Source organism: Parafrankia sp. Ea1.12 (genome assembly GCF_900465275.1).
In the GTDB taxonomy this organism is placed as follows: domain Bacteria; phylum Actinomycetota; class Actinomycetes; order Frankiales; family Frankiaceae; genus Parafrankia; species Parafrankia soli.
Window position 1 is genome coordinate 17391 of the sequence record NZ_UBIZ01000628.1, and the last position, 13099, is coordinate 30489.

Below are 13099 nucleotides of genomic sequence, written 5' to 3' on the forward strand. Positions count from 1 at the left end.
GACTACCCGATGCCGGAGAAGGGACTGGCAGACCCGGTCAGCGCGGCGGAGACCAGGCTGGGGAGATCCGAGTTGTACTCGTCGAGCAGATCGACTCTGCAGGTGAGCAGGAAGGTCGCGCTCGTTGCGAGGTCACGGAGCGCGGCCGCCCTCGCTGCCGCGAACTGGGCGCGGCCGACCTCTGCCTGGACCCGGTCACGCAGCGAGAGTGCGGCGCTCACGCGCTGCTCGGCCCGGTGTGCCTCGACCCGGGCCTCCGCGAGCCTTCCCATGGCCTGGTCCAGCCTGCGGGTGGCGAGGGCCAGGCCCGCCTCGGCACGCGCGACGGCCGCCATGGAACCGGAGACATCCGCCGGCCGCGGGTTCATCCCCTCCCGGTCGGTGCCGCCGCGTTCCGTGTGGGCTCGTTCGAGCTCCGCCTGGGCCCGTGCCAGCGCGTGGCGCGCGTGCTCGACCGCTGTCTCCGCGGTCCGCACCGCGTTCTCGGCCGACGCCAGCTCCCGCATGGCCTCGTCGTACTCGATGCGCCGCGACCGCACGTTCTCCTCGGCCCGATCCGTCAGCGCGGTCAGTCGGCTGACCATCTCGGCGACCACGTTGTCGATACCGGCCACCGTGGTCGCCATCACCTCCACATGCCTGTTGAGCACGGCGGGGTCCGCCGATACGAGTGACACCTGCCTCCCGCCCCGTTAAGTCCGTCCGCCCCGTAGCGTCGCGACCGCTCAGGAGGACAAGTTGAGATAGTCGTTGAGCGGCTCGGTCTTCCGGCGCACCTTCTGGGCGATATCGTTCGAGGTGCCGAGGAAGGCGCGGAGCCTGTCAGCCATCTCCGCGACCTCGGACGCGAACTGCTGCCCCTGGGCATCCTGCCAGTCAAGACCATCGAAGTGGGAACGAAGCCTGCCGATCTCGCCGAGCATGCCCGTGCTGAAGTCGTTGAGATGCGTGGCGAACTTGGCCATGGCATCCGGGTCGGCGTGCACCTGTCGGGTCATCGATCCTCCGTTCCTCGGGCCGCGGCGCCGAATGTCGCCTTTTTACGGGATCTGAAAGCCAGACAAAATCATTGTCGCAGCCCGGACTCCGCGGCGCAGCCCTTTTCTGCAAGCCTGGTCGGCCGGCCAGCGCCCAGTGCCCGAACCCGCTTGTTCCGAGGTCTGGTCACCGATGCCGTCCCGACGGAGGCAGAATGCTCGGCGGAAAAACCTCGGAGCATCAGCTCAGAAGAGCACGCTGCCGGTGGGTGACTCGCCGAGGCGGTAGCAGGTGTCGCTGTCGCGCAGGTAGCCGAAGGCGAACGCCTGGGCGCGCTGGCGGGGCGTGCCGTGCGCGCCGTCCGAGGTGGCGGTCTCGCGGTCGAACCAGCCACGGTCGCGGGTGTCACCGAGGGTGAAGAACAGCAGGGCGCCGGAAAAGGCGTCGCCGATGTCGAGCCGGTCGGCGTCGGTGGCGAAGCGGGCCTCGTCGCCGGCGAGGCAGTCGGCCTGGTTCTCCTCCGCGCGGGACACGACCCCGGTCCGGCCGGAGTGGGTGGCCGCCCGGTGGGCCAGCTCATGCATGATCACGTACATCGGGTAGGACGGGCCGCCGGCGTCGTGCAGTTCGGTCATGAAGTCGACGCTGTACGCGACGGTGTCGTCGAGTGGGCAGTAGAGGGCGTTGCCGGCGAAGGCGGCCGGGTCGGTTTCGCCCTCTCCGCAGGCGATCGGTGGGATCTCGCCGTCGCGGTAGGGGACGAAGCGCGGCGCGGTCCACTGGTCGCCCAGCTCACCGGCCCAGTAGGTGTTCACCGCACCGGGACACCCCGCCGGTTCGGAGATGATCGCCTCGACGTCCTGAACTGTCTCGACGGGACCGCCGCAGCTCCCGGCGGGCGCGGTCAGCTCCGCGGCCGGGGCGGCGCCGTCCCCGGCGGCCGTCGACTCCAGCCCGGCGCATCCAGCCAGCAGACTGCCGCCGAGTGCAGCGGCGAGCATGCCCGCCAGGACCGTTCGCCTGACTCCCATGCCGCCCACCGTATGAGCCCGTGTGGGCACATGGCCCGGTTCGTCGGCACTCGGACAGATCTGGTCGCGGGCCCCGCCCGCACCGTGGTGTTCGAGTGGCGGCCGCCTCCGGCCCCGCCGCCCACCGACCATCGCCCGCCGGCCTCTACCACCCGGGGTTCTCGCCGACCCACTCCTTAGTAAGTGTTCACTTGTGTCTTTGGGTCAACGCGGCTAGCCTGCTCTCCACGCGGCGGATCAGTCCGGGGAGTGCGACGCGTGACCGCCGTGGGCGCGTCGAAGGCACGGTCCCGTCGTCACCGAGGTCGCTCAGCTCCCGGAGAGGCCGTGAACGTACACGCGGGTATGTGCCGAACCGGCGCAGCCGAAACGACGCGAGGAGACCCGAGTGGTCAAGCTGGCTGACGGAATTCGAGTGGTCGACGCCGACGCACACATGACCGAGCGCCACGACCTGTTCACCGAACGGGCGCCGAAAGGCTACGAGGACCGGGTCCCCCACGTCGAGCGGATCGACGGCGTCGACATGTGGATCGTCGAGGGCAAGGCGTTCGGCAAGGCAGGCTCCGGCGGCACCGTCGACCACCACGGGAAGAAGCACCCGTTCCGGGACTCCCAGGGCGGGTCCTGGGGCATCAACGACGTGCACCCCGCGGCGTGGGATCCGAAGGAGCGCCTGCGCCTGATGGATGAGCTCGGCATCCACACGCAGGTCCTCTACCCCAACGCGATCGGCATCGGCGGCCAGAACCTGCGGAACTCGGTCCAGGACCCGATCGTTCTCCGGCTCTGCGTCGAGCTCTACAACGACGCGATGGCGGAGGTCCAGGCGGAGTCGGGCAACCGGCTGCTCCCCATGCCGATCATGCCCGCGTGGGACATCCAGGCCTGCGTCCAGGAGGCCGAGCGCTGCGCCGCCCTGGGCTACCGCGGGGTCAACATGACCGCCGACCCGCAGGACTCCGGCTCACCCGACCTGGGCGACCCCGCCTGGGACCCGTTCTGGGAGGTCTGCGCCGGGAACCAGCTCCCCGTGCACTTCCACATCGGGGCCAGCCAGACCGCGCTGTCCTACTTCGGCACGACCTACTGGCCGAGCCAGGACGACTACGTGAAGCCGGCGATCGGCGGCGCGTCGCTGTTCCAGAACAACTCCCGGGTACTGCTCAACAGCGCCTACTCCGGGATGTTCGACCGTCACCCCGACCTGAAGATGGTCTCGGTCGAAAGCGGCATCGGCTGGGTGCCGTTCATGCTCGAGGCGATGGACTACGAGCTCGAGGAGAACGCGCCGGAGTACTTCCACAAGCTGCAGAAGCGGCCGTCGGAGTACTTCGCGTCGAACTGGTACGCGACCTTCTGGTTCGAGAAGGGCCGCGGCGACCTCCAGCACCTCGTCGACACCGTCGGCGAGGACAACATCATGTTCGAGACCGACTTCCCGCACCCGACCTGCCTGCACCCGGACCCCCTCGGAATGGTCGGTGAGACGATCGCCTCGCTGCGTCCCGAGACGCAGCGGAAGGTCATGGGCGGCAACGCGGTCAAGCTCTACCGCGTCTGACCCGGCTCGCGGCGTGAACCCGGCACGACCGGGCGGGCCCGCTCCAGGCAGTGGCCATGGAACGGGCCCGGGCGGCCGGCCGCCGGACACGACGACAAGGACGGGCCGCAGCACCCGCGATCCCGGGCCCGGACCGTCATGGCGGTTTGGTGCTCAGATCTGGTTGACCCCGCCGTCGACGTGGAGGTTGCTGCCGGTGGTGAAGCTGCTTGCCGGGGAGGCGAGGAACAGCACGGCGTTCGCGACCTCGTCCGGGTGACCCATGCGACCCAACGGCACCTCGCTGGCCAGGGAGCCCTTCAGTTGGTGGGCCTGCTCCTCGTCGGCGGCCAGGCCGGTGATGCCTGGGGTGTCGATGGGGCCGGGAGTGATGGCGTTGACCCGGATGCCCCGGCCCTTGAGCTCGTCGCGCCGGGGAACAGTTTGTAGATCGTCAGCGGCGAGACGCGGGCACGGCGCGCCACCTCGCGCGTCTGGACGGCGTCGTGGCCACCGGACTCGAGCAGCTCCAGCACCACGCTGAGAATCGCGTCGGCTGGCTCAGACCCGGGCACCTGGTTCATCTCCGCCGTGTCCCGCCGCCCTGCGGCTCGGCGGTGAGGATGTCGTCGCGGAAGCCAGCGGCGAGGGCGCGTAGCGCGGCGTCGAGGTAGAGGGTGAGATCGGCGTCCGCGTGGATGGACCAGCGTTCGTAGGCGGCACGGCAGACGGCGAGGGTGGCCCGGCCGACGGCGAGCGGGTAGAGCGAGTCGGCCGGCTGATCGGTGCGGCGGGCGACGAACTCGGTGATCGCGCGCTCCCAGGCGTCGTAGTGCACCGTGGCGCTGGCGACGAGTTCGGGCACCGTGCTGATCAGATGCATGCGCATGCGCAGCTCAGGCACGTCCTCGGCCCGGTAGTAGTTGGCTGCGATGACCGCGTGACGGACGGCGTCCATCACGGGCAGGTCGCCGGAGGTCTGCTGGAGATTGGCGCGGATCGTGGTGACCTCGTTGTCGAACTCGTTCCACAGCACCTGCGACTTCGCGTCGAAGTACTTGCGGGCGCTCGTCCCGCGGGGCCGGCCACGGCGGTCGGGGCTTGTTTGTGGCACTAGGTGACGTTATTGTGCCCGATATTCGTCACACGGTGCCTAAATCACGGTGCCCACATGACCAGCCGAAGGAGCAGCTCGATGACGGACACCCAGACCCAGGCGAACGACGAGGTCACGGCAGAGGTTCCGGAGCCGTTGGTGGCGGACGAGCTGCTGGTCGAGGAGGTGTCGATCGACGGCATGTGCGGTGTCTACTGATCCCGCCGCTCGGCCGTCGCCGTTCGACCTTGACGCCGCCTGGTACGTGCCGGCGCAGGTGTCGATCCGCCCCGAGCGCTTCGGCGCGCTGCTGTACCACTTCGGTACCCGGCGCCTGTCGTTCCTGAAGAGCCCCGGGCTGCTGAAGGTCGTGCAGGTACTGGCCGACTTCCCGACAGCCCGCGCGGCCTGCGCCGACGCGGGCGTGTCGGCGGCCGAGCTGCCCGCGTACCGCGCCGCTCTGGCCACGTTGGCCGCGTCGGAGATGATCCGGGAGAGGAAACCGTCGTGAGCACACCGCTGCCACTGGTCGAGCAGTTCCAGTACGGCCTGGACGCGCCGATCTGCCTGACCTGGGAGCTGACCTACGCCTGCAACCTGGCCTGCGTGCACTGCCTGTCCAGCTCGGGCCGGCGTGACCCACGCGAGCTGTCCACCGCCGAGTGCAAGGCCGTGATCGACGAGCTCGAGCGGATGCAGGTGTTCTACGTCAACATCGGTGGCGGCGAGCCGACCGTCCGGTCGGACTTCTGGGAGCTCGTCGACTACGCCACCGCCCACCACGTGGGGGTCAAGTTCTCCACCAACGGAGTCATGATCACCCCCGAGGTGGCGGCGCGGCTGGCCGCCAGCGACTACGTCGACGTGCAGATCTCGCTCGACGGCGCGACCGAGGCCGTCAACGACGCGGTGCGCGGGCCCGGCTCGTACCAGACGGCGATGCGCGCCATGGCAAACCTGGCCGCCGCCGGGTTCCGCGGGTTCAAACTGTCGGTCGTGGTGACCCGGCACAACGCCGGCCAGCTCGACGAGTTCAAGGCGATCGCCGACCGGTTCGGCGCGCAGCTGCGGCTGACCCGGCTGCGGCCGTCCGGCCGGGGCGCCGACGTCTGGGACGAGCTGCACCCGACGGCCGCCCAGCAGCGGGAGCTCTACGACTGGCTGGTGGCGCACGGCGAGCGGGTCCTCACCGGGGATTCGTTCTTCCACCTGGCCGCCTACGGCGACGCGCTGCCCGGGCTCAACCTGTGCGGCGCCGGGCGGGTGGTGTGCCTCATCGACCCGGTCGGTGACGTCTACGCCTGCCCGTTCGCCATCCACGACAGCTTCCGCGCCGGCAACGTCCGCGGCGAGGGCGGGTTCACCGGGGTCTGGCGGACCTCGGAGCTGTTCGCCGACCTGCGCCAGCCGCAGACCGGCGGGGCCTGCACATCGTGCTCGGCGTTCGACGCCTGCCGGGGCGGGTGCATGGCGGCGAAGTTCTTCACCGGCCTGCCGCTGGACGGCCCCGACCCGGAATGCGTGAAGGGCCACGGCGCGGCCGCGCTGACCGCGGTGGACCTCGAGCTGGTGCCGAAGCCGTCGCTGGACCACTCCCGCCCGGCGTCCCGCCGGTCGGGCCCGGTCCCGGTGACGATCGGCGCGCGCCCACCCGACCGCGCGTGTGAGGAGAGCCCGCTGGCCGGGCTGAGGCTCTGACATGCGAGGAACTGAGGCACGAGCCGTGGACAGCTGGCGGGCGGCGTGACCGCCGACCGCCCCGTCGCCGTGGTCACCGGGGCGGCGCGCGGGATAGGCGCGGCCACCGTGCTGGCGCTGGCGCAGCAGGGCTGGGAGGTGCTCGCGGTCGACCGCGGGAAGGACGATCCCGCGCTCGCCTACCCGATGGGCACCGAGGCCGAGCTCGGGGAGGTGGTGGCGGAGGCGAACTGGCGGGTCGAGGCGGCGGACCGGGTCCGCCCGTTCATCGCCGACGTCCGGGACGCCGCCGCGCTCCAGGCCGCCGTCGCCGAGGCCGAGGCCCGGTGGGGTGGCCTGGACGCCGCCGTCGCGGCCGCCGGGGTGATCGCCGGCGGCGTGCCGCTGTGGGAGGTCCCGGCGGAGCAGGAACAGGCCGTGCTGGACGTGAACCTCGGCGGTGTCCTGAACCTGGCTCGGGCGGCCGTGCCCGCGATGCTGCGGCGGCCACCGCCGCGGCACGGCCGTTTCCTGGCGGTGGCGTCGGCCGCGGCGACCCGCGGGCTGCCGATGCTGGCCGCCTACTGCGCGGCGAAGGCCGGCGTCACCGGGCTGGTCCGGGCCCTGGCAGCCGAGCTGGGAGACACCGGTGTCACCGCGAACGCGGTCAGTCCGGGCTCCACCGACACACCGATTCTGGCCGAGAGCGCCCGCCTGTACGGCCTCAGCGGGGCGCCGGAGTTCGCCGCGCAGCAACCGCTCCGACGGCTGCTCGCCCCGGCGGAGGTCGCGGAGGTCCTCGCCTTCCTCGCCGGACCGGCCAGCAGCGGGATGACCGGTGCCGTCGTACCGGTCGACGGAGGCCTCGCGCTGTGACCACGCCCGTGGCTCCGCTGCCGGCCGGCTTCCGGGTCGTTCTCGACACGTCGGCACGGCGGCTGAGCGCCGACAGCTGGCTCGGCGGCTCGCCGGCCAGGGTGATCCGGCTGACCGCGGCCGGCCAGGCCGCCTGGCAGGAGCTCGCGACCGGCCCGGTGGTGTCCCCGCGGGCAGGCGCCCTGGCCCGCCGGCTCACCGACGCCGGCCTGGCACATCCCAGGCCGCCCACGCCGCGGCACGACCCGGACGTCACCGTCGTGATCCCGGTCCACGACCGCGTCGACAAGCTGGCCCGGTGCCTCGCCGCGGTGGGCGACCGCCACCCGGTCGTCCTGGTCGACGACGGCTCGCGCGAGCCCGGAGCGATCATCGAGCTCGCCGACCGGTTCGGCGCGAAGGTGATCAGGCGCCCCGTCAACGGCGGGCCGGCGGCGGCCCGCAACACCGGGCTGGCGGCGACCGCCGGCGAGCTCGTCGCCTTCGTGGACAGCGACTGCGTGCCGCCGACGGGCTGGATCGGCGCGCTGGCCGCGCACTTCGCCGACCCGCTGGTCGGCGCCGTGGCCCCGCGCACGGTCCCCGTTCCCGGCGCGCCGGGCGGCTGGGCCGGCCGGTACGCCGGCACCACACGCAGCCTCGACCTCGGCGGCACGCCGGCCCGGGTCGGGTCGAACACCCGGGTGGCCTACGTCCCGACCGCCGCGATCCTGGTCCGCCGCGCGGCGCTGGCCGAGATCGCCGGCGGCGGTCCGGCCGCCGGCGGGGCGTTCGACACCACGCTGTCGGTCGCGGGCGAGGACGTCGACCTGGTGTGGCGGCTGGACAAGGCGGGCTGGCGCATCCGGTACGACCCGACCGTCGAGGTCCGGCACCTGGAACCGGAGACCTGGGCCGGGCTGCTCGGCCGGAGGTTCCGGTACGGCACGTCCGCCGCGCCGCTGGCGCTGCGCCACCCGGGATCGCTGCCCCCGCTCGTCCTGTTCCCGGGGCCGGCGCTGACGGTCGCCGCGCTGCTCGCCCGTCGGCCCGCGCTGGCCGCCGCCGCGTACACCTGTTCGGTACTGCGCACCGTGCGGACGCTGCGCCGGTCAGACCTGCCCGTCCGGGAGGTGGCGCGCGCGACGGCAGGTGCCGTCGGCCGGACCTGGCTCGGCGTCGGCCGGTACGGCACCCAGTACGCCCTGCCGCTGCTCGCGGCCGGCGCCGCGGGTGGCGGCCGCCGGCGCTGGGGACGTCGGGCGGCGGTGGCATCACTGGTCGTCGGCCCGGCCCTGGCGGAGTGGGCGGGCCGGCGCGGGTCGATGGACCCGGTGCGGTTCGTGCTCGGCCGTCTCGCCGAGGACGTCGCCTACGGCAGCGGTGTGTGGACCGGGTGTGTGCACAACCGGACGACCATCCCGGTGCGCCCCACGATTGGCCGGCGCGCCCACGGGTCGAGAGGACCCGACCATAGATGAGAGGTCGACCGGCGCTCACCGGCGTTCACCGCGGAGCGCCACTGCCTGGCGATACAGCCGGCCCGCGCGGTAGGAGGAGCGGACCAGCGGCCCCGCCATCGCCCCGGCGAAGCCGAGCTCGGCGGCCCGGGCGGACCACCGTTCGAACTCCTCCGGCTCCACCCAGCGTTCCACCGGATGGTGGCGCGGGCCGGGCCGCAGGTACTGGGTCACCGTCACCAGATCACAACCAGCTGCCCGCAGGTCCGCCAGCACGGCGTCGACCTCGTCGACGGTCTCACCCAGACCGAGGATCAGGTTCGACTTCGTGACGATCCCTTCCCCGTGGGCACGGTTGATCACCTCAAGCGAGCGCTCGTAGCGGAAGCCCGGCCGGATGCCGCGGAAGATCCGGGGCACCGTCTCGACATTGTGGGCAAGCACCTCCGGGCCGGCACCGAACACCTCGGCCAGCAGGGCCGGGTCACCACGGAAGTCCGGGATCAACAGCTCGACGCCGGTTCCGGAGGAACGCGCATGGATCTGGCGCACGGTCTCGGCGTACAGCCAGGCCCCTCCGTCGGCCAGGTCGTCCCGTGCCACCCCGGTGACGGTGGCGTAGTGCAGTCCCAGGCTGGCGACGGATTCGGCCACCCGGCGAGGCTCGTCCCGGTCGAGCGGAGCGGGCCTGCCGGAGTCGATCTGGCAGAAGTCGCAGCGCCGCGTGCAGACGTCCCCGCCGATCAGGAAGGTCGCCTCCCGATCCTCCCAGCACTCGAAGATGTTCGGGCAGGCGGCCTCCTCGCACACCGTGTGCAGCCCGGACTCGCGGACCACGGCCATCACCTCGGTGTAGGCGGGACCGACGCGCATCCGGGTGCGCATCCACGGCGGCTTGTTCTCGACCGGGGTCCGGGCGTTGCGGACCTCGAGCCGCAGCATCGCACGGCCGTCCGGTGTCACGGGCCGTCCTTTGTCATGGGCCGTCCTTGGTCATCAGCTCGTCCCGGCGGTGGCCCGCCACGATGCCGACGGCTCCTCGATCCGGTACAGCTTTGTCGCGTTCTCCCAGAGAATCTTCCGGCGCGCTCCCCCGTCGACGTGCCCGAGGCCGGACGTGATGGTCTCCTGGATGTTCTGGAACAGGCAGGTGGTGTGCGGGAAATCGGTCTCGAAGAGGATGTTGTCGATCGGCATCAGATCGAGGAAGTGCTTCGGGGCTACCGACTCGAACCAGTAGGTGACGAAAACGCTCTGGCGGAACAGATCCGACGGCAGCACGTCTCCCGACTGGCGCTCCCGGCCCGGGCGGAACGCGCCGAGCCAGCTGTAGTCGGTGGCCTCGAGCATGAACGGAAGCCAGCCGATACCGCTCTCCACGGAGACGAACTTCAGCTCGGGATAGCGGGACAGCACGCCCGACGTGATCAGATCCGAGCACTGGACACCGTTCTTCATGAACAGGCTCACCGCGCAGTAGGCCTGCGCCCCTTCCACGCCGTGCTGGGCGTAGCGCTCCGGGGTGGACAGCTCCAGGGTGTCTCCGGCGCTGCCGATGTGGAAGTGGATCGGCAGGTCGGCCGCACGGGCGACCTCCCACAACGGATTCCAGTGCGGCGATCCGAGCACGGGCAGCCCGTAGCGTTGCGGCTCGCCGGTGAACAGGATTCCCCGCGCGCCCAACGGGGCGCACCGCTCGATCTCCCGTACGGTCTCGTCGATGTCCCAGAACGGTGTGGCGATCACCGGCAGCAGCCGGCGCAGGTCGGCCGAGGACCACTCGACGAGGAAGTCGTTGTAGGCCGACACACACAGCAGCTTGAGCGTGTCGTCCTTCAGCTTCAGGAAGTTCTCGCTGCCGAACCCGCCCACGTTCGGGTAGAGCACCTGGGCCCAGATACCCGCCTCGTCCATGTACTTCAGGCGGGCATCCGCCTGATACGCGCCCGGGTGGCAGTCCTCGTAGGTCTGCGGGTACTCGGGCGGGAACGTCGGCCATCCCGCCGGAGCCGTCACGCCGACCGGCGCCAGCCGCTCCCCGTGGAGCACCCAGGTGTCCGCCGTGCCCTGCCGCACCACGTGTGGAACGTCCTCGCGATACTTCGCCGGCACCCGAGCGGTCCACACGTCCGGCGGCTCGGTGATGTGACTGTCCGCGTCAATGATCAACTCTGGCGCTGCCATTTCCCCTACTTTCCTGGTTTCTTCGCGCTGCCGTCATGAACCATCATCAGCGTGTTGCCTGCGGCCGTCTTTGCACATTCGGTCAAGTCCTTGTTCGTTTCGGCGGCCAGCTCTCCGCCAATGCCGACCGAGCGAGCGGCCGGATCTCGCCGTTCCAGCCGTTCCGCGATGGCACCGACCGGGCGCCGCGGTCACGCGGCGTCGGGGCCCTTGCGGACGCGTGTCAGGACTCCTTTTCGGCCAGTCGCCGAACGCCCTTCTTGCGCACGGCGACGTCGCCGGTGGCACATGCCCGGCAGGCCAGCCGAAGATGGGTGAGATCACGACGTCGCGCACCGGGAAGTCGGTTTTCGAGGGCGTCGGTTTCCTCGCCGTCGGCGGGTGTCAGGTGCTCAACTCCGCTGAGCACCTCGAAGTGGCATACCGTGCACGTGGCCTGGCCGTGGCACACCGTGGGCCAGTGGTACCCGAGTCGCCAGGCCGCCTCGATGATCGTCTCGCCGGGCTCGGGCGTGAGATCCGCGCCGATGGGCTCGACCCGGACCAACGGCCGTCTGGGCCGCCCACTCCCCTCTTCGGTCACCTGGCCACCGGGTCGCCGGAGACGACGTGCGCGGCGTGCTTCATACCGATGTAGGAGAAGACGCAGCTGTTCCCGATGCTGGCGCCCGCCCCCAGATAGGTGCGTCCCATCACCGACGCGCTGCAGTTCCCGGCGGCGTACAGACCCGGGATCGGATCATGGTTGGTGTCGAGCACACGGGCGAACTCGTCACAGAGCAGCCCGCCGCTCGTCCCCACGTCACCCGGGTAGAGCTCGACCGCGTAGAAGGGCGCCTTCTCGACGGGCGCGAGCGAGGCGTTCGGCTGGTTGCCGTAGTCGCCCTGGTACCGCTCGTGAGCCCCTTCGCCACGGTGGAAGTCGGGGTCGGTGCCCTGCTTCGCGAACCCGTTGAACCGCTCGACCGTGGCGGCCAGCCCGGCCGGGTCTATGCCGCACGCCCGCGCCAGTTCCTCCACCGTGTCGGCCTTCTTCATGTAGCCGCTGGTGATCCACTCTTCGGGGGTGTTGGGACGGAACGCGAACAGGTAGCGGGCGCGGTGGCGGGAGTCCATGACCAGCCAGCTCGGAATGGACTCACCGGCCGTGTTGTGCGCGTACATCTGCCGCCCGGCCTCCATGTAGGAGACCGCCTCGTTGAAGTACCGCCGGCCGGCCCGGTCGACGATGATCGAGCCCGGCTTGCTCCGCTCTCCGGTGTGCAGGCTCGGACGTCCGCCGGGCTGGATGGAGGCCGGGATCCACAACGCCTCGTCCATGAAGTCGACGGCGGCGCCGACCCGCTGGGCGGCCTCGATCGCCTCACCCGTGTCCCCGGGGTTGGCGATGGTCCACGACCCCTCGTTCGGCTGCTTCGAGTAGCGTCTGCGCATCTCGGCGTTGCGGGCGAACCCGCCCGAGCTCAACAGCACGCCGCGGCGGGCGCGGATCCGGACGGTCTGCCCGTCCCGACTGGCCACGACGCCGGCCACCCGGCCGTCCTCGACGATCAGGTCGACCAGCCCGGTGTCTGTCCAGACCGTCGCCCCGGCCGCCAGCGCCGCCTCCAGGGCCTGCGCGATCAGTGCCGCGCCGTTGGCCAGCCGGGTCTGCCTCCTGAGCCTGCCCATGGCCGTCCGCATCCCCACCCGGAGGGCGGTGCGCATGGCTTTCGGCCGCCGCTTGATCAGCTGCAGAGTGGACGCCTCGCGGGTCATCACGACGATTCCGAGCGCGGCCGTCATGCCCGGCATCAACTTCGCGAGCCACGGTCCGAGCTTCCTGCCATCGGTCACCGCGGGTTCGATGGAGCGGCCGCGGGCGCTGCCGCCACGAATTCCCGCCACCTGCGCGTAGTAGTCGCTGTACCCTTCGCACCGCTCGAAACGCAGGCCCAGGCCCTGCAGGAAGCGGACCATGTTGGAGCCTTCGACGATGTAGGCGAGCCGCCGCTCCCGCGACGAGGCGGGTCCTACGTCCCCGACCACCGACTCGAAGTACGCCAGCGCGTCCTCAAGGGAGTCGGGAACGCCGTCGGCCTGCATGAGCGGGTTGTCCGGCAGCCACAGCACGCCGCCTGACATGGCCGTGGACCCGCCGATCATCGACTGCTTCTCGATCACCAGCGTGTCCAGGCCGCTCGCCGCCGCGGCCACGGCGCCGCACAGACCACCGCCCGAGCCCACGACAACGACGTCAACGGCATGGTCGTAGCTGGCATCCGACTTCGACACG

The 13099-nt window shown here is 71.2% G+C and carries 14 protein-coding genes and 2 pseudogenes; 6 read left to right on the plus strand and 10 right to left on the minus strand.

Annotation, left to right across the window (positions count from 1 at the left end; translation table 11 throughout):
• Positions 1-2: 2 nt before the first annotated feature.
• The 3 genes from FMEAI12_RS33740 to FMEAI12_RS33750 all read right to left on the minus strand — a co-directional run bounded on the left by FMEAI12_RS33740 (position 3) and on the right by FMEAI12_RS33750 (position 2009).
• Entirely contained in the window at positions 3-677 is a 675-nt protein-coding gene (locus tag FMEAI12_RS33740) for a hypothetical protein (RefSeq protein ID WP_131627598.1), read from the minus strand.
• Positions 678-725: 48 nt separating this feature from the next.
• A complete protein-coding gene (locus FMEAI12_RS33745) occupies positions 726-998 on the minus strand; it encodes a hypothetical protein (RefSeq protein WP_131627600.1) in 273 nt (90 codons plus the stop codon).
• A gap of 225 nt (positions 999-1223) precedes the next feature.
• Entirely contained in the window at positions 1224-2009 is a 786-nt protein-coding gene (locus tag FMEAI12_RS33750) for a neutral zinc metallopeptidase (RefSeq protein WP_112109165.1), read from the minus strand.
• A gap of 388 nt (positions 2010-2397) precedes the next feature.
• Here FMEAI12_RS33750 and FMEAI12_RS33755 point away from each other — a divergent pair, with 388 nt between their 5' ends.
• Positions 2398-3573, plus strand: coding sequence for an amidohydrolase family protein (locus tag FMEAI12_RS33755; protein ID WP_071066655.1), 1176 nt, complete (start codon positions 2398-2400; stop codon positions 3571-3573).
• A gap of 153 nt (positions 3574-3726) precedes the next feature.
• Here FMEAI12_RS33755 and FMEAI12_RS33760 read toward each other — a convergent pair.
• The 3 genes and pseudogenes from FMEAI12_RS33760 to FMEAI12_RS33770 all read right to left on the minus strand — a co-directional run.
• Positions 3727-3981, minus strand: a pseudogene (locus tag FMEAI12_RS33760) (SDR family NAD(P)-dependent oxidoreductase); the annotation flags it as partial.
• Between the two features lie 5 nt (positions 3982-3986).
• Positions 3987-4136 (minus strand): annotated as a pseudogene (locus FMEAI12_RS40400) (helix-turn-helix domain-containing protein); the annotation flags it as partial.
• Positions 4133-4666, minus strand: a complete 534-nt coding sequence (locus FMEAI12_RS33770) for a mycofactocin system transcriptional regulator (protein WP_112109156.1) — start codon at positions 4664-4666, stop codon at positions 4133-4135. The gene FMEAI12_RS33770 and the pseudogene FMEAI12_RS40400, both read right to left, overlap by 4 nt.
• Before the next feature lie 81 nt (positions 4667-4747).
• Between FMEAI12_RS33770 and mftA the strand changes: the two genes are divergently transcribed.
• The 5 genes from mftA to mftF are packed head-to-tail and all read left to right on the plus strand — an operon-like array spanning position 4748 to position 8661.
• Complete coding sequence (mftA, locus tag FMEAI12_RS33775) at positions 4748-4867, plus strand: mycofactocin precursor MftA (RefSeq protein WP_071066653.1); 120 nt, start codon at positions 4748-4750, stop codon at positions 4865-4867.
• Entirely contained in the window at positions 4857-5159 is a 303-nt protein-coding gene (mftB, locus tag FMEAI12_RS33780) for a mycofactocin biosynthesis chaperone MftB (protein ID WP_112109157.1), read from the plus strand. The genes mftA and mftB overlap by 11 nt, the downstream gene beginning before the upstream one ends.
• Positions 5156-6346: a mycofactocin radical SAM maturase gene (gene mftC / locus FMEAI12_RS33785; protein ID WP_200835508.1), complete on the plus strand. Its 1191-nt coding sequence runs from the start codon at positions 5156-5158 to the stop codon at positions 6344-6346. Before mftB ends, mftC begins: the two co-directional genes overlap by 4 nt.
• Positions 6347-6391: 45 nt before the next feature.
• A complete protein-coding gene (locus FMEAI12_RS33790) occupies positions 6392-7201 on the plus strand; it encodes a mycofactocin-coupled SDR family oxidoreductase (protein WP_112109158.1) in 810 nt (269 codons plus the stop codon).
• Positions 7198-8661, plus strand: a complete 1464-nt coding sequence (mftF, locus tag FMEAI12_RS33795) for a mycofactocin biosynthesis glycosyltransferase MftF (RefSeq protein ID WP_112109159.1) — start codon at positions 7198-7200, stop codon at positions 8659-8661. Before FMEAI12_RS33790 ends, mftF begins: the two co-directional genes overlap by 4 nt.
• Before the next feature lie 15 nt (positions 8662-8676).
• On the opposite strand, the gene lipA is transcribed toward mftF, so the two are convergent.
• From lipA to FMEAI12_RS33815, 4 genes are all read right to left on the minus strand, one after another.
• Positions 8677-9582: a lipoyl synthase gene (gene lipA / locus FMEAI12_RS33800; protein WP_112109167.1), complete on the minus strand. Its 906-nt coding sequence runs from the start codon at positions 9580-9582 to the stop codon at positions 8677-8679.
• 54 nt (positions 9583-9636) lie between these two features.
• Positions 9637-10824 (minus strand): amidohydrolase family protein, encoded by a 1188-nt coding sequence (locus tag FMEAI12_RS33805; protein ID WP_112109160.1) that lies wholly within the window; start codon positions 10822-10824, stop codon positions 9637-9639.
• A gap of 223 nt (positions 10825-11047) precedes the next feature.
• Positions 11048-11407 (minus strand): 2Fe-2S iron-sulfur cluster-binding protein, encoded by a 360-nt coding sequence (locus FMEAI12_RS33810; RefSeq protein ID WP_235015009.1) that lies wholly within the window; start codon positions 11405-11407, stop codon positions 11048-11050.
• Complete coding sequence (locus FMEAI12_RS33815) at positions 11404-13098, minus strand: FAD-binding protein (RefSeq protein ID WP_112109162.1); 1695 nt, start codon at positions 13096-13098, stop codon at positions 11404-11406. Before FMEAI12_RS33815 ends, FMEAI12_RS33810 begins: the two co-directional genes overlap by 4 nt.
• Position 13099 lies beyond the last annotated feature (1 nt).